Source organism: Buttiauxella sp. AC142, from assembly GCF_979253435.1.
Genome location: NZ_CEEDCH010000001.1, coordinates 464,519 through 483,192 on the forward strand (window position 1 = coordinate 464,519; position 18,674 = coordinate 483,192).

The 18,674-nt window shown below is 50.2% G+C and carries 16 protein-coding genes and 1 tRNA gene; 10 read left to right on the forward strand and 7 right to left on the reverse strand.

The window, feature by feature from the left end:
* Nucleotides 1–27 precede the first annotated feature (27 nt).
* Together nepI and AC0IWZ_RS02125 are read right to left on the reverse strand one after the other, a co-directional pair.
* The gene (gene nepI / locus AC0IWZ_RS02120; protein WP_471678244.1) at nucleotides 28–1,212 is read right to left on the reverse strand and encodes a purine ribonucleoside efflux pump NepI; all 1,185 of its coding nucleotides are present in this window, start codon (nucleotides 1,210–1,212) and stop codon (nucleotides 28–30) included.
* Nucleotides 1,213–1,316: 104 nt separating this feature from the next.
* A complete protein-coding gene (locus AC0IWZ_RS02125; protein WP_471678243.1) occupies nucleotides 1,317–2,021 on the reverse strand; it encodes a DUF2461 domain-containing protein in 705 nt (234 codons plus the stop codon).
* A 197-nt stretch (nucleotides 2,022–2,218) separates the two neighbouring features.
* Between AC0IWZ_RS02125 and AC0IWZ_RS02130 the strand changes: the two genes are divergently transcribed.
* A complete protein-coding gene (locus AC0IWZ_RS02130) occupies nucleotides 2,219–3,028 on the forward strand; it encodes a CatB-related O-acetyltransferase (RefSeq protein WP_471678242.1) in 810 nt (269 codons plus the stop codon).
* Nucleotides 3,029–3,185: 157 nt separating this feature from the next.
* Here AC0IWZ_RS02130 and AC0IWZ_RS02135 read toward each other — a convergent pair.
* Nucleotides 3,186–3,261, reverse strand: a tRNA-Ile gene (locus AC0IWZ_RS02135).
* A gap of 126 nt (nucleotides 3,262–3,387) precedes the next feature.
* Here AC0IWZ_RS02135 and mug point away from each other — a divergent pair.
* Nucleotides 3,388–3,894 carry a G/U mismatch-specific DNA glycosylase gene (mug, locus tag AC0IWZ_RS02140; RefSeq protein WP_034493185.1) on the forward strand — a complete coding sequence of 169 codons (507 nt, stop codon included), beginning with the start codon at nucleotides 3,388–3,390 and terminating at the stop codon, nucleotides 3,892–3,894.
* Nucleotides 3,895–3,955: 61 nt separating this feature from the next.
* Here mug and rpoD read toward each other — a convergent pair whose 3' ends face one another.
* The 3 genes from rpoD to rpsU form a co-directional block, all read right to left on the reverse strand.
* Entirely contained in the window at nucleotides 3,956–5,794 is a 1,839-nt protein-coding gene (rpoD, locus tag AC0IWZ_RS02145; RefSeq protein ID WP_034493187.1) for an RNA polymerase sigma factor RpoD, read from the reverse strand.
* Nucleotides 5,795–5,947: 153 nt separating this feature from the next.
* Complete coding sequence (gene dnaG / locus AC0IWZ_RS02150; RefSeq protein ID WP_471678241.1) at nucleotides 5,948–7,693, reverse strand: DNA primase; 1,746 nt, start codon at nucleotides 7,691–7,693, stop codon at nucleotides 5,948–5,950.
* 166 nt (nucleotides 7,694–7,859) lie between these two features.
* Complete coding sequence (rpsU, locus tag AC0IWZ_RS02155; RefSeq protein ID WP_001144069.1) at nucleotides 7,860–8,075, reverse strand: 30S ribosomal protein S21; 216 nt, start codon at nucleotides 8,073–8,075, stop codon at nucleotides 7,860–7,862.
* Between the two features lie 247 nt (nucleotides 8,076–8,322).
* On the opposite strand from rpsU, the gene tsaD reads away from it, so the two are divergent.
* Entirely contained in the window at nucleotides 8,323–9,336 is a 1,014-nt protein-coding gene (gene tsaD / locus AC0IWZ_RS02160; RefSeq protein ID WP_471678240.1) for a tRNA (adenosine(37)-N6)-threonylcarbamoyltransferase complex transferase subunit TsaD, read from the forward strand.
* A gap of 35 nt (nucleotides 9,337–9,371) precedes the next feature.
* Here the strand turns inward: tsaD and plsY are convergent, their stop codons facing one another.
* Entirely contained in the window at nucleotides 9,372–9,989 is a 618-nt protein-coding gene (plsY, locus tag AC0IWZ_RS02165; protein ID WP_034493193.1) for a glycerol-3-phosphate 1-O-acyltransferase PlsY, read from the reverse strand.
* Between the two features lie 107 nt (nucleotides 9,990–10,096).
* Between plsY and folB the strand changes: the two genes are divergently transcribed.
* The 7 genes from folB to ptsP all read left to right on the forward strand — a co-directional run bounded on the left by folB (nucleotide 10,097) and on the right by ptsP (nucleotide 18,660).
* Nucleotides 10,097–10,462: a bifunctional dihydroneopterin aldolase/7,8-dihydroneopterin epimerase gene (folB, locus tag AC0IWZ_RS02170; protein WP_034493194.1), complete on the forward strand. Its 366-nt coding sequence runs from the start codon at nucleotides 10,097–10,099 to the stop codon at nucleotides 10,460–10,462.
* Between the two features lie 109 nt (nucleotides 10,463–10,571).
* Nucleotides 10,572–11,390 carry an undecaprenyl-diphosphate phosphatase gene (gene bacA, locus AC0IWZ_RS02175; protein ID WP_034493195.1) on the forward strand — a complete coding sequence of 273 codons (819 nt, stop codon included), beginning with the start codon at nucleotides 10,572–10,574 and terminating at the stop codon, nucleotides 11,388–11,390.
* Between the two features lie 147 nt (nucleotides 11,391–11,537).
* On the forward strand, nucleotides 11,538–12,038 hold the full coding sequence (locus AC0IWZ_RS02180; RefSeq protein WP_471678239.1) for a hypothetical protein: 501 nt from the start codon (nucleotides 11,538–11,540) through the stop codon (nucleotides 12,036–12,038).
* A complete protein-coding gene (locus AC0IWZ_RS02185) occupies nucleotides 12,020–12,334 on the forward strand; it encodes a PTS fructose transporter subunit IIB (RefSeq protein ID WP_471678238.1) in 315 nt (104 codons plus the stop codon). Before AC0IWZ_RS02180 ends, AC0IWZ_RS02185 begins: the two co-directional genes overlap by 19 nt.
* Nucleotides 12,327–13,454 carry a PTS fructose transporter subunit IIC gene (locus AC0IWZ_RS02190; protein ID WP_034493204.1) on the forward strand — a complete coding sequence of 376 codons (1,128 nt, stop codon included), beginning with the start codon at nucleotides 12,327–12,329 and terminating at the stop codon, nucleotides 13,452–13,454. The genes AC0IWZ_RS02185 and AC0IWZ_RS02190 overlap by 8 nt, the downstream gene beginning before the upstream one ends.
* A gap of 125 nt (nucleotides 13,455–13,579) precedes the next feature.
* Nucleotides 13,580–16,186 carry a glycoside hydrolase family 38 N-terminal domain-containing protein gene (locus AC0IWZ_RS02195; RefSeq protein ID WP_471678237.1) on the forward strand — a complete coding sequence of 869 codons (2,607 nt, stop codon included), beginning with the start codon at nucleotides 13,580–13,582 and terminating at the stop codon, nucleotides 16,184–16,186.
* Nucleotides 16,180–18,660 carry a phosphoenolpyruvate--protein phosphotransferase gene (gene ptsP, locus AC0IWZ_RS02200; protein ID WP_471678236.1) on the forward strand — a complete coding sequence of 827 codons (2,481 nt, stop codon included), beginning with the start codon at nucleotides 16,180–16,182 and terminating at the stop codon, nucleotides 18,658–18,660. Before AC0IWZ_RS02195 ends, ptsP begins: the two co-directional genes overlap by 7 nt.
* Nucleotides 18,661–18,674: the final 14 nt, after the last annotated feature.

Consider the following 18,674-nt stretch of genomic DNA (forward strand, 5'->3'; position numbering starts at 1 on the left):
AGGGTGGCAATGCGCCACCCAAAATCCTTACTTCACGCGCACTTTCGTGGCGACTAACAATGCTGTTAACAACATTAAACTGCCTGACAGGACTAATGGTGACAGCAGGCCGAGATTATCCAACGCCAGGCCGCCAATCGCGGCACCACAGGTATTTGCCAGTTGAATGACAGCGACCTGAATCGACCCTGCTTTTTCTGCCTGATCCGAAAGTGAGCGGGTGATCCAGGTTGACCATCCAACTGGAATCAGAGCAAAGGCGAAGCCCCAGATAATGGCGATAGCAGAAGCAACAATTTTATCCGAACCCCACAATACCAGCGTGATTGCGCTCAATGCCAGAATCAGCGGTGCGATAGCCAGAGCCGCTTTCAACGAGCGCTTGAGAAATACTGCTGAAAGTGAAGTGCCGACAAAACTAGCGATACCAAAACTTAACAGCACCAGCGTCAGACCGTCGACGTCGAATCCGGCCAGCGTCGTATAGACAGGGCGAATATAAGTGAAGAAGGCAAACTGGCCTGCAAAAGCAGTAAAAATCGCGGCCATACCTGCCAGCACGCCAGGGCGTTTAAGCAGGCCAAACATATTTTGCTTCTTTTGCGTCGTTTCGCCAGGCAGGGACGGTAGCGCTTTCCATACCCAAATAATGCAGGCCACACCCATCAACGCAGCGCCGTTAAATACATTACGCCAGCCGATAATCCCCCCCAGGAAACTACCTAACGGGGCGGCGATCACCAGCGCGATGGACACCGCGCCAAAGATAACCGACAGCGCCTTTGGCACCGTGCGCGCTGGAACCAGACGCATAGTTAAGGAGGCAGACATCGCCCAAAACCCACCTAGCGCAACCCCCAGACAGGCGCGGCCAATCAACAGCATCGTGAAGTTTTCAGCAAACGAAACCAACAGGCAGGAGAGGGTCAGCAGGATGGCGAACAGAAACACCACAAAGCGGCGGTCGGTTGAACGAATAACGCTTGTGACAAAGAGACTGGCAAACATCGCGACAAAAGCGGTGACCGTAACGGATTGCCCGGCAACACCTTCGGATATTCCCAGTTCTTGTGCCATTGGTGTTAGCAGACTGACAGGCAAAAACTCCACGGTAATCAAACATGCCACGCAAAATGCTACGGCAAATACCGCTGACCAATTAGGCCGCGTGACGGCCCTCGGTTCGTTTATCCCATCTATATGCTCACTCATTATGCTCACTCATTTTTCCACCCGGCACGATTTTCAATTTAGCCGCGTAGTGTAGCACCGTAAGTGTGACGCATTTAACGTTTTGGCAACTTTTTCGCAGTAATCTAAAAATCCAGCTCAAGGGCAAAACACAGATATGCCATCAGCGGTGCACAAAACTGAAATTGCTCAGTGCAAAAATTGATAGCACCTGGTTTGCATAGCTCTTCAAAATCGATATTTTTGACGGCGATAAAGTCTTTACGTTTCAATTCAGTTAATAGGGGATGCGTTTTTTCATAGCCCTTTGGCGGGCGAATTAAACTATCCCCATCCATGATAAATCCTTGGTCTTGCAGTGTTTTTAACGCCTTTTGATACGCGTTGGGATTTTCATCAATACAGGCTCGAATTGCATTTAAAGCTTTTGACTCCGGATGCCAGATACCCGCGGCAATAAAGCAACCTTCCTCAGCAATATGCAGATAAAATCCTGGGGCATGGACATCCTTCCCCTGGAAATGACGAAACTGGATGCCAACATTAGTTTTGTAGGGTGTTTTATCTTTGCTGAAACGGCTGTCCCGCTGAGGGCGCATCAGACTGCCACCCACTTTTTTTGGCACGGCGGTGAGCTTCGATGAAATGGCAAAAATACCGGGCTGCATCTGCTCGATAAACCGCAGGGCAGGGGTTCTGACAACATGCTCGTATTCATCCTGATGGTCTTTAAACCAATCACGCGAATTGTTTTGCGCGAGCTTGTTCAGGAATTGCATGCTGGCTGCGGTGAATGTCGTACTTGTAGATGGAGATGCTTGAGTCGTCATTCTCGATAAACCCTTATTGATCCAGTTGATCAGCAACCATCAGCATTGATCTTAATGAGAAAAAAGCAAAGAGGATTATCAACACTTCTTGGCTTGAAGCTGAGACCAGACGCATGTTATTGTCGCTTTCATCAGGATATTAAACTTAAATATTATAATCAGTTACCTGCTGTTGAATATAAAAAACATTAAACCATATGAAAATAAAACTTTTTGATTTTATAGAAGATAATAAAAAAGGGTACACGTTCAGGTGGACTAAAAGGCATTACGAATATTGCCTGGATAATGATATTTTCCTTAATCATAGAGGTAAGAAAATATATAAAGAACGGAACTTTCTAACTTTCAGCAAAGGTGAGAAAGTTACAATTGAAGAAGATGTTGTTGCTGAGCAATATTCGACGATGCCCCATAAAAATTTTTCGAGCGTTGGGGCATTCTCTTTTCCAACTTGTCATTTTACTGGTAACGTAAACATCGGCAGGTTTTGTAGCATTGCAAACAATGTGAAGATTATGGGGGGAGATCATCCCATGAACAGATTCACAACGCACATGCTCACATATAATGGTAATTTTGATAAGTTTGCACACGCTGAGTTTGGTAGTGAGTGGGAATTGAAGCCTTTTAACACCGCGCCAAAAAATCCTGTGATAGGCCATGATGTATGGATTGGAAATGATGTTGTTCTTAAGGGTGGAATAATTATCGGGGATGGTGCGATTATCGCTGCTAATTCAGTTGTGACTAAAGATGTACCACCTTATTCAGTAGTCGCCGGGGTTCCTGCAAAAGTAATAAAATATAGATTCGAACAAGATGTAATCAATGAATTATTAAAATTAAAATGGTGGGATTATCGTTATACCGATCTGCCTGATAATAATAAATGTGATGATATCGATTACTTTGTAAAAGAAATGAATGAAAGGATTTCCGCCGGGAGCATAAACCGAGTGAATTATAAAAAATTCAATCTTTCAGAGGTATTCCGCACGCTCTGAACCATTTTACGTTTTGCAAAGAACATCATGGGCGATTTTAACCGAGATATGTGGTTGTTTATTAACCATTGGTCTCGATGCTGACTTACTGAAAATATTCTATATACACCCGGAAAAGCAAAAGGACCTGCGATTTCTCGCAAGTCCTTGTTTTATTTGGTGGCCCCTGCTGGACTTGAACCAGCGACCAAGCGATTATGAGTCGCCTGCTCTAACCACTGAGCTAAGGGGCCGTGGCGCAGGATTATAATGTAACTTTGGGCTTCAATCCAGTCATTGCGTGACATCTGCTGTTTTTATAAACAATGATGAATCAATCCCTTATGTTTGCTTCTTAATCTATCACTATAGGAAATGTAATGATTAGCGATATCCTGCAACCCGGATTGCGGGTTGTGTTTTGCGGCATTAATCCAGGTAGGTCATCAGCGCATACGGGATTCCACTTTGCGCATCCCGGGAACCGCTTCTGGAAGGTGATACATCTAGCTGGCTTTACCGATCGACAACTCAAACCTGAAGAAGAGCAGCATTTGCTTGATACGCGCTGCGGTATCACGATGTTAGTCGAACGACCGACGGTTCAGGCAAGCGAAGTTAAGCTGCAAGAGCTTCGCTCTGGTGCGCGTGAGCTGGTGACTAAAATGCAGGATTATCAGCCGATGGCTCTTGCTGTGTTGGGTAAGCAGGCGTTTGAGCAAGCCTTTAGCCAGCGTGGGGCGAAATGGGGAAGACAGGATATTAGCATTGGGGATACTGAAGTGTGGATTTTGCCTAATCCCAGCGGTTTGAACCGAGCCACTCTTGATAATCTGGTTGAGTCTTATCGAGCGTTGGATCTTTCGCTTAAGGCCAGAGGTAGGTAGTCTGCAGAGTTGCAGATATAAAAAAGCCCTCACGAGGAGGGCTTTTAGAAGGGCGATGTGATTAGTCGTCCAGGAAGCTACGCAGAACTTCAGAGCGGCTCGGGTGGCGCAGTTTGCGCAATGCCTTCGCTTCAATCTGACGGATACGTTCGCGGGTTACGTCGAACTGTTTACCCACTTCTTCCAGCGTATGGTCGGTATTCATGTCGATACCGAAACGCATGCGCAGGACTTTCGCTTCACGCGCAGTCAGGCCAGCCAGAACGTCGTGCGTTGCATTACGCAGGCTCTCAGAAGTTGCAGAATCCAGCGGCAGCTCGAGGGTAGTATCCTCGATGAAATCACCCAGATGCGAATCTTCATCGTCGCCGATTGGCGTTTCCATGGAGATTGGCTCTTTAGCAATTTTCAGCACTTTGCGGATTTTGTCTTCCGGCATCAGCATGCGTTCAGCCAGCTCTTCCGGCGTTGGCTCGCGGCCCATCTCTTGCAGCATCTGGCGCGAAATACGGTTGAGTTTGTTGATAGTCTCAATCATATGCACCGGAATACGGATGGTACGCGCCTGGTCGGCGATAGAGCGAGTGATAGCCTGACGAATCCACCATGTTGCATAAGTTGAGAACTTATAACCACGGCGGTATTCAAACTTATCAACCGCTTTCATCAGGCCGATGTTACCTTCCTGAATCAGGTCGAGGAATTGCAGACCACGGTTGGTGTATTTCTTGGCGATAGAAATAACCAGACGTAAGTTTGCTTCAACCATCTCTTTCTTCGCACGACGAGCTTTCGCTTCACCGATGGACATACGACGGTTGATATCTTTAACCTGTTCGATGGTCAGGCCGGTTTCTTCTTCAATTTGCTGTAGTTTCTGCAAGCTGCGATGCACGTCGTCAGCAACGTCATGCAGTTTTTCAGACCACGGCTTGTTCATTGCGATTGCAGCGTTGAACCAGGTTTCGCTGGTTTCGTTGCCGGTGAACAGTGTGATGAAGTTTTTCTTCGGCATTTTGCACTGTTCAACACACAATCTCATGATGAGGCGTTCTTGCGTACGAACACGGTCCATCATGACGCGCATGCTGTTTACCAGGTAATCGAATTGCTTCGGTACCAGGCGGAACTGTTTGAAAACTTCAGACAGTTGCTGAATCTCAGCGGCAGCATCAGCATGAGCGCGACCTTTCGCTTTGATGGTGTCGCGAGTGCGTTCGTACTGCGTGCGCAGTTCGCCGAATTTCTCACGAGCGAGTTCAGGGTCGATGCTGTTGTCATCGTCCGCGTCGTCGTCGTCATCTTCCTCTTCGTCACTATCACTATTTTCTTCTGTGGTTAACTCAGAACCAATGTGAGTGGCGGTAGGGGCCAGATCTTCTTCTGCATTCGGATCAACGAATCCGGTGATCAAGTCAGACAGACGTGCTTCTTCTGCTTCAACTCGGTCGTACTGTTCAAGCAGATAAGTGATCGCTTCCGGATATTCGGCAACGGAGCACTGCACCTGGTTGATACCGTCTTCGATACGCTTAGCGATATCGATTTCACCCTCACGGGTTAACAGCTCAACGGTACCCATTTCACGCATATACATGCGAACCGGGTCAGTGGTACGCCCGATTTCGGATTCTACGCTGGACAGAACCTGTGCGGCAGCTTCTTCCGCATCTTCGTCTGTGTTGTTTGAGTTTTCAGCAAGCAACAGGTCATCGGCGTCAGGTGCTTCTTCCATCACCTGAATGCCCATGTCATTGATCATTTGGATGATGTCTTCGATCTGATCGGAGTCGACGATATCTTCCGGCAGATGGTCATTGACCTCGGCATAGGTCAGATAGCCTTGCTCCTTGCCCTTGGTAACAAGAAGTTTAAGCTGTGACTGCGGGTTTTGCTCCATAAGACGGTATCCACACTTCAGTATTAGGGTTGGTGTCGGTCGGCGAAACCGCCAACAATAACGTAACGAGGGCTGACTTATTTTATTGCCGCTGCCCATCCTTGCGGCGTTCGGGTTTACCCGACGAATGTTCGGCAGTTAAGCCGATGGTATTTACTTTTTCGCGCGTGATTGTGTTATCACACGGACTTCCTCACGTTCCGCAGGCGTTAGCCCTGACGTTCTGGAACGTGCCATCAATTCTTCAAATCTCAACTCCAGCACCGAATCAAACATATGTTCAAGTGCATCATTGAACGTTTTTTCTGCGATGTCCTTATCTGCTATATCGTCCCATGAAGAGAGTTTTTCAAGGGTGGCGGCTTCATTTGTGCCGCGATATAGCTCTAAAAGCTGCCCGGTGGTTAAACCCGGTTGCGCCAGACAGGTATTCACCAGGTCGATAAAGAGTTTCAATCCTGGCAATTTCGCTTCTTCCAGACCGCCAAGCGGTGGCACATTGGGTGCCAGTTCTGGATTTTGGACCAGCAATCCTATCAGTATACGCATGGTTGTGCGTTTTAGCTGTGGAGCCGGGCGCGGCGTACTGTTTTCAGCAAGCTTTGGCATCAGCTTTTCAAGCTGGTTATCGTCCAGAATACCCAGTTTGTTACCCAGTTCTTGACGCAGATAAATGCGCAGTGTTTCACCAGGTACCTGAGTTATCAGGGGTAATGCAAGGGTGCTCAGACGAGCACGGCCATCGGGAGAACTTAAGTCAACCTGTGGCATCAGGCTGTTAAAAAGAAACGTAGAAAGCGGCTGGGCATGTTCCATACGCGCTTCAAAAGCTTCTTTCCCTTCTTTACGTACCAGCGTATCGGGGTCTTCACCGTCCGGCAGGAACATAAAGCGTAACTGACGCCCGTCCGTCATATAAGGTAGCGCAGTTTCCAGCGCGCGCCATGCGGCGTCTCGACCTGCGCGATCCCCGTCATAACAACAGACAACGGTATCGGTAACACGGAACAGCAACTGGATATGGTCGGCAGTCGTTGAGGTGCCTAGTGAGGCAACGGCATAAGAAATGCCGTATTGCGCCAGCGCCACCACATCCATATAGCCTTCCACAACCAGCAAACGTGCCGGTTCTGGCTGACTCTGTTGAGCTTCATACAGGCCATAGAGCTGGCGGCCTTTATGGAAAATATCGGTTTCCGGGGAGTTCAGGTATTTCGGCAGGGCATCGCCCAGCACACGGCCACCAAAACCAATCACCCGGCCACGCTTGTCGCGGATGGGGAACATCACCCTTTCGCGGAAGCGGTCGTAACTGCGCCCCTGATCGTTAGTAACCAACATCCCCGCATCCGTCAAAGCCTGACGGTTTTCGCTATTGCCACCAAAACGCTTTAATACGTTATCCCAACCGGGAGGGGCATAGCCGATGGCGAAGTGTTGAATAACCTCAGAACTTAAACCGCGCTGTGCCAGGTACTGGCGAGCAGGTTCAGCTGATTGTTGAGCCAGGGATTGCTGATAAAAGGCGTTCAGGCCATCCATCAATTGATAAAGACTTTGCCGTTGATGACGCTCAATCTGGCTCGGTCCGTTACCCGCTTCGTAAGGCACTTCGAGATTGTGCATTGCTGACAATTCTTCAACGCTTTCGACAAATTCAAGCTTGTCATAGTTCATTAAAAAATCGATGGCGTTGCCGTGTGCCCCACAGCCGAAGCAATGGTAAAACTGTTTCTCACCGTTTACGGTGAAAGAGGGGGTTTTTTCGTTATGGAACGGACAGCACGCATGATAGTTCTTGCCCTGCTTTTTGAGCTTAACACGCGCATCGATAAGATCGATGATGTCGGTGCGAGCCAGCAAGTCATTGATGAATACACGTGGAATTCGTCCAGCCATAGGCCCCGTTTGGTACTCGCTTTCTTTCTGTTTTGCGATAAAGCTGCAAATTGAAAGAGCAGGAAGTATGTCAGTTCATGAACGAAAATAAGCCGCGCATTCCTTTCGGAAGCACGGCCTTTACAACTACTACTGGTCTGTTCCGGAGGTGCGAACCTCCAGGATATTAGTACAGACGAGTGCGGCGTGCGTTTTCGCGAGCCAGTTTCTTAGCGTGACGTTTCACAGCAGAAGCTTTAGCGCGTTTACGTTCGGTAGTCGGTTTTTCATAGAACTCACGACGACGAACTTCCGCCAGAACACCTGCTTTCTCACAAGAACGCTTGAAGCGACGCAGTGCTACGTCGAATGGCTCGTTTTCACGTACTTTAATTACCGGCATTAACTCTCACCTTTGATAAATTCGGTTTGCCGCTGACTTAGGCGTCAGCTATTTCAAAATGGTGCGGAATTTTACTGCAACTACTGCTGCTTTGTAAAGCACCGGACAACCAGAAACCTGGCTTTTAAGGCCGGAATCTTCCAGGGGTGCGGATTATACACCACCTGCGGCCAATAGGTGAGCAAAGTTTTACATTGACAGCCCGTAAGCATAAACTTCGCCGCAAGACTGTGAGGTAGAGAAAGCCATGCGCGTATTGGGTATAGAGACATCCTGTGATGAAACCGGCATCGCCATTTATGACGATGAAAATGGGTTATTAGCTAATCAATTGTATAGTCAGGTGAAATTACACGCTGACTACGGCGGCGTGGTGCCGGAGCTTGCCTCCCGTGACCATGTGCGTAAAACCGTGCCATTGATTCAGGCAGCTCTTAAAGACGCCGGATTAACCGCTAAAGATATTGACGGTGTCGCCTATACCGCAGGGCCAGGTTTGGTCGGAGCGTTATTAGTGGGCGCAACAATTGGCCGCTCGCTGGCGTTTGCCTGGGATGTTCCTGCCGTGCCGGTTCATCATATGGAAGGGCATTTATTAGCGCCGATGCTGGAAGACAATCCACCTGAGTTCCCGTTTGTGGCACTGCTGGTCTCCGGCGGGCACACACAGTTGATTAGCGTCACTGGTATCGGTCAGTACGAACTGCTGGGCGAATCAATTGATGACGCTGCCGGTGAAGCCTTTGATAAGACAGCCAAACTGTTGGGGCTGGATTATCCTGGTGGGCCAATGCTGTCAAAAATGGCGGCTCAGGGTGCAGCAGGTCGTTTTGTTTTTCCTCGTCCAATGACAGATCGTCCTGGTCTTGATTTCAGCTTCTCTGGCCTGAAAACTTTTGCGGCGAACACTATTCGTGGCAATGATGCCGACCCGCAAACCCGTGCCGATATCGCTCGCGCATTTGAAGACGCGGTCGTTGATACGCTGATGATCAAGTGCAAACGCGCTCTGGATCAAACCGGTTTTAAACGTCTGGTGATGGCGGGTGGCGTAAGTGCTAACCGCACTCTGCGTGTGCGCATGGAAGAAATGATGACAAAGCGCCGGGGTGAAGTGTTCTACGCGCGTCCTGAGTTCTGCACCGACAATGGCGCGATGATTGCCTATGCGGGCATGATTCGACTTAAAGCAGGAACGGCAGGAGAGCTGAGTGTGACGGTGCGTCCACGCTGGCCGCTGGCAGAGTTACCTGCAGCGTAATAACTTTGTAGAGTCAGTCGAGAAGGAGTGAGAAATCACTCCTTTTTTTTATCTTTATTTTTGCGCAGCTTCTTCCAGATTTTAGTTTCCTGGCCGCGCCATAAACGCTGAATGTTGTCATGGTGACGCATCAGGATCAGGCAAGAAAGCATCGCGACCGGGAAAGTGAATTCTGGTCTGAACCACCAGACATAAAACGGGGCAATCAGCGCACTGATAATAGCGCCAAGGGATGAATAGCCGCTCAGTAACACGCTCAACAGCCAGGTTCCCGCCATCACGCCGGTTAAATCCCAACCGATGGGAGCGATAGCACCAAAAGCTGTCGCCACACCTTTACCGCCATGAAAGTTGAAGAATACCGGCCAGATATGGCCAATACACGCGGCGATAGCAATCAGGCCTAGCCAGAACGGGGTCACGCCAAGTTCGTAAGCTGCCCAGACGGGTAACATTCCTTTGAGAACATCAAAAATCAGTACCGCTACGGCTGCACCTTTACCGCCTAGTCGCAAGACATTGGTCGCACCTGGATTGCCGGAACCGTTAAGCCGGGGATCGGGCAAACCGGCAACTCGGCAGACCAGAATGGCGCTAGAAATGGAGCCGCAAAGATACGCAAGCAGGATCATGACGGGCGCGATTGCACTCATAACGCTGTTCCATTTTGAAAGTGTCGTTGTATTCTCTGCATCTGTGGATAATACGCATATTTCGCCGGAAGTGGTATCTGGCGTGACTAAAAACCGGGCAGGGCGTGATGGACATTGTATTTATAGAGCAACTGACTGTAATCACCACCATTGGTGTTTATGACTGGGAACAAACCATTTCTCAGAAGCTAGTCTTCGATATCGAAATGGCGTGGGACAACCGCCAGGCGGCCAGCAGCGATGATGTAAATGATTGCCTGAGCTACGCTGATGTCAGCGAAGCGGTTATCAATCATGTATCAGGTGGCCGTTTTGCTCTTGTGGAGCGTGTCGCCGAAGAAGTGGCGCAATTGCTGCTAACCCGCTTTAACTCACCGTGGGTGCGTTTAAAAGTCAGCAAGCCAGGCGCTGTTGCACAGGCGGCAAACGTAGGGGTTGTGATTGAGCGTGGCAGTAATCTGAAAGCCGATTAGTCCATTCATATTTGTTAAACCAAATGTGCGTAGGCTGGTCATAACTGTCATCTTTTTGCGGCAGCTGCCGCATTTTTTATGTTTGTTTTAGGGGTTAGAGGATTTATTAATGAGCGATCTGCACTCGCTAGCTATTGCTGCGATTCTTGGTGTTGTTGAAGGGCTTACGGAGTTTTTACCTGTTTCATCCACCGGTCATATGATCATCGTCGGTCATCTATTGGGTTTTGAGGGTGACAAAGCAAAAACTTTTGAAGTGGTTATCCAGTTAGGTTCTATCCTGGCGGTTGTCGTGATGTTCTGGCGTCGCCTGTTTGGGCTTATCGGAATTCACTTTGGTCGTCCGCAGCATGAAGGTGAAGGTAAAGGCCGTTTAACGCTAATCCATATTCTGCTGGGTATGGTGCCTGCGGTGGTTCTGGGGCTGATTTTCCACGACACCATCAAGTCGCTCTTTAATCCTGTAAATGTGATGTACGCGTTAGTCGTTGGCGGTGTGTTGCTGATTGCGGCTGAACTTTTGAAACCGAAAGAGCCGCGTGCGGTTGGCGTTGACGACATTACTTATCGCCAGGCATTTATGATTGGTTGCTTCCAATGCTTAGCGCTGTGGCCGGGTTTTTCACGCTCAGGTGCGACAATTTCCGGCGGTATGTTAATGGGCATTAGCCGTTACGCCGCGTCAGAGTTCTCGTTCCTGCTGGCCGTGCCGATGATGATGGGTGCGACGGTTCTGGATGTTTATAAGAGCATCGGCTTTTTGAGTATGGCCGATTTGCCTATGTTTGCCGTTGGTTTTATTACTGCCTTTATTGTGGCGCTGATTGCAATTAAAACTTTCTTACAACTTATCAAACGTATTTCTTTTATTCCGTTTGCGATTTACCGTTTCGTTGTCGCCGCGGTGGTTTATTTCGTGTTCTTTTAACGTTAACCATTAATAATAAAAGCCACTCGCTTAGAGTGGCTTTTTTATTTCCTCTGCATGGGGGTTGTAATGTAAAAAATTGTGCGAACAATCACATTACGCTCCCTGTTTACTGACTATTATCACACGCTCTATTCTGGAGGAAATATGTCAGCCATAGTCCGCCGATTTATCAGTTATTGCTTCTTCTGTCTGCTGGGGAAATTCAGCAGCGTGAAGTCGTTGCTGAGCGGACTTTGCTGTTTCAACTCGGTTCAGTCATTGAGTGTTGCTGACGAATCTTCTCAGGAAAATACCGAAGATGAGTTTTCCGGTGGTTGGTCCCGTTTGTGGGATTGTGCCGGTGAGAGTCTTTTTGCCTCCGCTCAACATCTGCCGATCCCGAATGCTTCCAACACCGTAAATACCACTATTCAGGCTCGTCTGGTTGCACAACTTCGCCATGAATTAGCGTTTAGCTTCACCACCCGCAGTGTGCATCAATTGCTGGTTTGCCATCGTTTGAGTGGCGAGTCAGATGCCAATTCAGATTCTCATAACCCATTGCTTTATTGCTTAAAAAGCACAATGCGCCTCACCGCCATTGTGCTTTTTTTATTGTCCAAATCCGACCCGAGAGAGAAACCATTATGTATATCGTTTGTGTAGCTGCATGCCCAACGGGCGTCGCCCATACCTTCATGGCCGCTGAAGCGTTGGAAATCACCGGCAAAAGCCGCGGACATGAAATCAAAGTCGAAACCCAGGGCTGTATGGGAGCAGAAAACGAAATTACCGCAGAAGACCTGGCGCGTGCCGATGGCGTGATCATCGCCGCAGATGTCGCCATCAACAACAAAGAGCGCTTTGATGGCATGTTAAAACTGGAATGCAGCGTGGCAGACCCGATCAAATTCGGCGAGGCCGTCTTTGAAGCCATCGAGCAGGAGATAAATCATGGCTAAATTTCAGGGTGGCGGAACGAAATCCTCCACGGGCACCGAAGTGAAAAACGCCATCATGACGGGCGTGTCGTACATGCTGCCTTTCGTCATTGCAGGGGCGGTAATTATGGGCATCGCCCGCATCGGGGCTTCGATGTATGGCATTGATAACATATGGGATGCCAGCCATGAACAGGCTGCGAGCCTTGTCGTACAGATGCTGCATAAGTTCGACGGCTTTGGCGGTTTAGCACTGTCCTTGATGTTGCCGATTGTCGCGGGTTACATCAGCTTTGCGATTGCTAATAAACCCGGCATTGCTCCGGGTATGGTGGGTGGCCTGCTGGCAAGCAACCTGGGAACCGGCTTCCTTGGCGCGCTGGCGGCCGGTTTTGTGGCAGGTTATGTGGTGCGATTGTTGACGGCAAAAGTGAAGCTCCCACGCTCGCTGGCCTCGGCAGGGCCGATTTTTATTCTGCCCGTGGGCGGCACGTTGCTGACCTGCATCATCATGGCTTTTGTGATTGGCACGCCGCTGGCAGCGCTGAACCGAGGCATGGAGGCGTGGCTACTGGCGATGTCCGGCACTAACAAAATTATTCTCGCGGCGGTGGTCGGTGGCATGGTTGGTTTCGACCTCGGCGGCCCGGTCAACAAAGCGGCAGTAACGACCGCCATGGCACTGCTGGCATCCGGTATTTACGACCCGAACACGGCGGCTCAGGTGGCGATCATCATTCCGCCCATTGGCCTTGGCGTGGCTTCACTCATCTGGAAACATCGCTTCCCGGAATCATTGCAGGAAGCGGGTAAAGCCTCAACGCTGATGGGCTTGATTGGTGTCTCCGAAGGGGCGATTCCTTTTGCGCTGGCGAATCCCAAAATCATTGTTATCAATGTGGTCGGCACCGCGACGGGCGCGGCAATGGCGGTCGGTTTAGGGGCGGTAAACCACGCACCAATCTCTGGTTTTTATGGTTGGCTGGCGGTCGATGGCTGGCCGATTTATATCCTGTCGATAGCCGTGGGTTCCGCGATAGTGGCGCTAGGTTCTTTGCTGGTGTTTCGTCAGTCCAATATTACTAATACCAAAGAAGAAAAAGCCGTAGCTCCCGCACCGAAATTTAAAGTTAGCCGCTAACGGCTTATTGAATGGTGTGTGAGTGAATATAAATGGGGCCGCTGAGTCTCAGGGGTTTCTACATTTAAAATAAAGATGTGATGCTGCGGAAAATATTATTTCCAGTATCTCGTTAAGGTCGATATATGAAAACTGTTCATCTGGTGCAACATACTCACTGGGACCGTGAGTGGTATTTTACTGAGAATGATTCAAAAGCCGTGCTTTATTATTTTATGGGCGATTTATTACAGCGCCTTGAAGAAGATATAACGTTAGGGCCATTTGTTCTGGATGGGCAAACCGTCGTTATTGAAGACTATTTAAGTGTCGCGCCTCATCAGGAAACCCGGTTGCGGAAATTAATCGAACAGGGTCGAATCGTGACAGGCCCGTGGTATACGCAGAGCGATTTTCTGGTGGTGGGGGCTGAATCAATTACCCGCAATTTACTGCTGGGGCAGGCCGATTGCCAGCGCTTTGGGGGCAAGATGCCAATTGGTTATGTGCCTGATTCTTTTGGTCAAAGTGCGCAGTTACCGATGTTTTTGCAACAGTTCGCTATCGACTATGCGGTCATCTGGCGCGGCTGGAGCGAATTTAATGTGCCGCACAGTGAGTTTAGCTGGCAGGCCGCCGATGGCAGCAAAGTCACTACCGCAGTGCTTCCATGGGGTTACGGCTGCGCGAAATGGCTGCCGGAAGAGCCTTGCGCCGGGCAGAAAGCGCTGGAACCTATTCTGGCGAAACAGACTCGTTTTTCACTGACCGACCACGTTTTGCTGCCCAATGGCAATGACCAGTCGCCGTTTGAATACCGTGTCCCAGCGATGCTTGACCAGCTCAATCAGCAGCAGGATGAATATCGTTTTGTACGCAGCAGTTTCAGCCAGTTTTTCCAGGCGCTGGAAAAGACTCACGTCCCTCTGCCGTTGTACCAGGGCGAGCTTATCAGCCCGAAATATATGCGTATTCACCGCGGTATTTTCTCAACCCGCGTGGATATCAAACAGCTGAATGCGCAACTCGAACAGACTCTCAGCCAGCATCTCGAGCCATTGCTGGCCGTTAACTGGCGGCTTGGCCTGCCGTACCCACAAAGTGCGGTCGAGAGTATCTGGCGCGAAGCGATGAAATCCCATGCTCACGACAGTATCGGAGGCTGCAACTCAGACCGTGTGAATGCGATGGTCAAAAACCGTCTTGAGTCCGGCCTGGAAATGGCTAACCAACTTATTGACCTGAATATGAAAATGCTGGCTGAAGGGATTACGGCGCAGCAGGATGGCAAGAAAATCATCATCTTTAACGCGCGTCCGCAAAGGAGTCATGGCCTGGTTGAATTGACCATTTTCACACCCGAGCAAGATTTCCGCGTGGTCGATAGCGAAGGCAAAGAGTGCCGTTGGCAAATCGTCGAAGAAAGCCGTCAGGATATGTCGATCATTGTTCAGGAGTTATCGAACAGCACTGAAACCACCTGGTATCGCAAATGCCTGTTACTGCTCGAAGTGACCGATATTCCGGCGTGCGGCTATCAGACTTTTTATCTACAAGAGGGCGTTCGCGCAGGCTTCCTCCAGCAGACTCAACCGGTGGTAAAGCTGGAAAATGAATGGCTGCGGCTGGAAGCGAATAAGAAAGGGATCCTGACGCTTACCGACAAACGCAGTCAGCAAATTTATCCTCACATTTTGCAACTGGTTGATGGCGGCGACGCAGGCGATAACTACAACTATTCACCGCCGTTTGAAGACTGGCTTATCAATAGCGATGAATTCCTGACGTCGCTCCATGGTGTCCAGGGGCCGCTGCAAAGCAGCCTTACGCTCAACTGGCAGATGGCGGTGCCGCAGAATTTAGCCGCTCGTCAAGAACGCTGCGCCAATGCTGAACTCGATATCACGATGATCGTCACGCTGGCACATAGCAATGCCTGGCTGGATGTGCAGATCTGCGTCAATAACACCGTTTGCGATCACCGGGTGCAAGTATTGCTCCCGACAGGCGTTGCCCAGCACGTGCACTTTGCCGATCAGCCATTTGGGCTGATTGAGCGTCCAAACCTGCCGCCAGAGATGGCGGTCTGGCAGGGTGAACAGTGGACCGAAGCACCGGTTGCGCTTTATCCGATGCAAAGTCAGGTGATGATGCACGACGCGCAACGCGGATTATCTACGGTGACCAAAGGGTTGCGTGAATACCAAATTCCTGAGGACCGCCAGGATGTTATCGCGGTGACGTTGCTGCGCAGCGTTGGCTGGCTCGGACAGGCGAATATGCCTTATCGTCCAGGTCGTGCGTCCGGCATGGTTTTGCCTTCGCCTGATTCGCAAATCCAGGGCATGCACCATTTCAAACTCAGCATACTGGCTATGAATAACGGCGCAGATAGCGTTTTTTGGCGTGACGTTGAACGCGCCCGCGGCAATCTTCACGCCTGGCTTGCTACCGGCTGGTCACGTTTTCGTACTAATCCACACGGCCACGTTTTCCCGCCGCATTACAGCGTCTTAAGCTGGGATACCGAGCTGCATTTCAGCACTCTGAAAAAGGCGCAACAGAGCGATGCGCTGGTGGTGCGCGGCTGGAGCCCATCGACACAAACTCAAGCGTGCGGAGTTATCAGCACAAATGGCGACGTCACATCCGCAACGCTTGCAGAAATCCCGCTGAAAACCCCGCAGGACATAGTATCAGGCTGTGCGCCAGTCACTTTTATCATCGATTTTGAAGGGGTGAAAACATGCTAACCCTCGACTTTATTTGTACGTTACCCAACGGTATTCATGCGCGTCCGGCCAGTGAAATTGAACAACGTACGCAACGATTCAACGCAGCTATTACGCTGATTAACCGGAGCAAAAAGACTCAGGTCGATGCGAAAAGCGTGCTGGGGATGATTGGTGCGGATATCACGCAGGGCGACTCGTGCCAGTTTCTGATTGAGGGCGAAGATCAGCAGGCCGCGTTTGAGTGCCTGGAAGCGTTTATGCGAAATGAGTTTGCTGATTGCGACGAACTGCTGGCACTCACACCGGAAACGCATAACCAGCCCCTACCGATATTTATTGAGCACGCCCAACCGGTTTACCTTCGTGGCAATGGCGTCAGCAAAGGGATTGGACGTGGTGTCCCGTTGCATATCGATTCCGTGGATCTCTATGAACTCTCGCGCCATGAGCCTGAAACCGACATTCCCCGCCAGCAGCAACAATTGCTTGAGGCTTGGGCGTTAACGCAAAAAAACCTGAATAGCGCGGATCCCGGTGCCGCACAGGTTTTGGCGGCTCAGCTTAAATTGCTCAGCGATCCGGCATTCAAATCATGCCTGCTCTCGCACGCCAGCGCACGTAACGCATTACAGGCGATTGCGCTCACGGCACAGGCTTTGAGCCAGCCGTTGCTCAACAGCAGCAGCCAGTATCTGCGCGAGAGGGTTATCGACATTCGCGATCTCTGTCAGGGAATTGCCGCTAATCTGCTGGGCAGACCCCTGGAAGCGCAAATGACGCTGACACAAGACAGCATTGTTATCTGCAACGGTACGCTGACGCCCGGTCAATTCCTGCGGCTGCGTAACCCGCATCTTAAAGGCATCGTGATGGGCGACGGCGGGGAAACTTCACACACCGTAATTCTGGCGCGTTCCTTCGGTATTCCCTTGCTGTGTGGAGTGACGCAGAGTGAAGGACTGACGCGCACTGCCAGCATGCTGCTGCTCGACAGTCGCTACGGTGTGCTGGTGGCAAACCCGGATGCGGCGATGGAAAACTGGTATCGGCTGGAAACGCAAAAACAGCAGGCGATTGCACAGCGGAGCGCACCGCTGCGTGAACAGCAAGTCGCGACTTCAGATGGGACAACCTTTAGCGTGCTGGCGAATATTGCGCTGGCCGTTGAAGCACAAAGCGTCTTCGCCCATGGTGCCGATGGCGTGGGACTGTTCCGCACTGAAATGTTGTTCTGTGAACGCAGCCTGCCACCCGATGAAGAAGAACAATATCAAGCGTATAGCGAAGTATTGAAAAGTGCCGAGGGTAAAAAAATCACCATTCGTACGCTGGATATTGGCGGCGATAAACCCTGTGAATTCCTCGATTTACCGAAAGAGGAAAACCCCTTTTTGGGCTATCGCGCCGTGCGCATGTACCCGCAATTCCACGAGATTTTCACCACTCAGGCACGCGCATTACTTCGAGCGAGCGCCGTCGGGCCAGTGAATATTATGGTGCCGATGGTAGCGACACTTGCAGAAATCCAATGGCTGCACAGTCAGTTTGCTCATGTTGCGCAAACCTTGCAGCAGGAAGATATTCCGATTGGTGAATGGCACCTCGGCATCATGGTTGAAGTGCCTTCTACGCTCTATCTTCTGGAAAAAGCCGCTAACTATCTCGATTTTGTTTCTATCGGCAGCAATGACCTGGCGCAGTATTTTCTCGCTTGCGATCGCGGGAACCCTTACGTCCGGCATCTGTATGACTATCGTAATCCCACATTTTTAGCGTTGATGCGAGATATCACGCGCCGTGCGCAGGCGGCAGGATTGGCGATAAGTCTGTGTGGTGAAATGGCAGCAGATAAACAAATGTTACCGCTGTTAGTCGGCATGGGATTGACGCAATTGAGCATGGCAGCCAGCGCCATCACGCCATGTAAAGAAGCGCTCAAAGTGCTGGATGTGCAGCAATGTCGGCAGTTGCTTGAAACGGCGATAGGCTGTGACACCAGCGAGGAGGTCACAGAATGCGTCGAGCATTTCATGCGAGCGCAGTCGCACAAACCCGTATTGGCGAAGGAGTTGCTGTTGCTGGATAAAACAGTAAGCAGTAAAGAAGAAGCCATCAAATTGCTGACCGATAACCTGGAAGTGCTGCAGCGGGTCGTTTCGGGCGCGTTGGCTGAACGGGCCATCTGGGAACGTGAGGCCGTATTCTCCACGGCTCTCGGTTTTTCCGTGGCAATTCCGCACTGTAAATCGCCACATGTTTTGCACAGTAGTATTTCTCTTTTGCGCGTAAAATCGCCGCTGAGTTGGGGCGAAGGTGTTGATGTGCAACTGGTTATCATGCTGACGGTGAATGATCAGGAGCAGGATAATCACATGAAGATTTTCTCGCGACTGGCCCGGAAACTGATGCACAGCGACTTTCGTGAACAGTTGCAAATGCTGTCAGATGCCTCTGCCATCACCGAGCTTTTATCGGCTGAACTGGCACTTTAACGGACTGTTTTTTA

Excerpts from the sequence above, each read along its gene's own strand:
- AC0IWZ_RS02190 (WP_034493204.1), top strand. The coding sequence starts at position 12,327 with ATGGCTAAATTTCAGGGTGGCGGAACGAAATCCTCCACGGGCACCGAA.
- AC0IWZ_RS02125 (WP_471678243.1), bottom strand. The coding sequence starts at position 2,021 with ATGACGACTCAAGCATCTCCATCTACAAGTACGACATTCACCGCAGCC.
- AC0IWZ_RS02185 (WP_471678238.1), top strand. The coding sequence starts at position 12,020 with ATGTATATCGTTTGTGTAGCTGCATGCCCAACGGGCGTCGCCCATACC.
- tsaD (WP_471678240.1), top strand. The coding sequence starts at position 8,323 with ATGCGCGTATTGGGTATAGAGACATCCTGTGATGAAACCGGCATCGCC.
- AC0IWZ_RS02195 (WP_471678237.1), top strand. The coding sequence starts at position 13,580 with ATGAAAACTGTTCATCTGGTGCAACATACTCACTGGGACCGTGAGTGG.
- AC0IWZ_RS02130 (WP_471678242.1), top strand. The coding sequence starts at position 2,219 with ATGAAAATAAAACTTTTTGATTTTATAGAAGATAATAAAAAAGGGTAC.
- bacA (WP_034493195.1), top strand. The coding sequence starts at position 10,572 with ATGAGCGATCTGCACTCGCTAGCTATTGCTGCGATTCTTGGTGTTGTT.
- AC0IWZ_RS02180 (WP_471678239.1), top strand. The coding sequence starts at position 11,538 with ATGTCAGCCATAGTCCGCCGATTTATCAGTTATTGCTTCTTCTGTCTG.
- plsY (WP_034493193.1), bottom strand. The coding sequence starts at position 9,989 with ATGAGTGCAATCGCGCCCGTCATGATCCTGCTTGCGTATCTTTGCGGC.
- dnaG (WP_471678241.1), bottom strand. The coding sequence starts at position 7,693 with ATGGCTGGACGAATTCCACGTGTATTCATCAATGACTTGCTGGCTCGC.
- folB (WP_034493194.1), top strand. The coding sequence starts at position 10,097 with ATGGACATTGTATTTATAGAGCAACTGACTGTAATCACCACCATTGGT.
- rpsU (WP_001144069.1), bottom strand. The coding sequence starts at position 8,075 with ATGCCGGTAATTAAAGTACGTGAAAACGAGCCATTCGACGTAGCACTG.
- nepI (WP_471678244.1), bottom strand. The coding sequence starts at position 1,212 with ATGAGTGAGCATATAGATGGGATAAACGAACCGAGGGCCGTCACGCGG.
- ptsP (WP_471678236.1), top strand. The coding sequence starts at position 16,180 with ATGCTAACCCTCGACTTTATTTGTACGTTACCCAACGGTATTCATGCG.
- mug (WP_034493185.1), top strand. The coding sequence starts at position 3,388 with ATGATTAGCGATATCCTGCAACCCGGATTGCGGGTTGTGTTTTGCGGC.
- rpoD (WP_034493187.1), bottom strand. The coding sequence starts at position 5,794 with ATGGAGCAAAACCCGCAGTCACAGCTTAAACTTCTTGTTACCAAGGGC.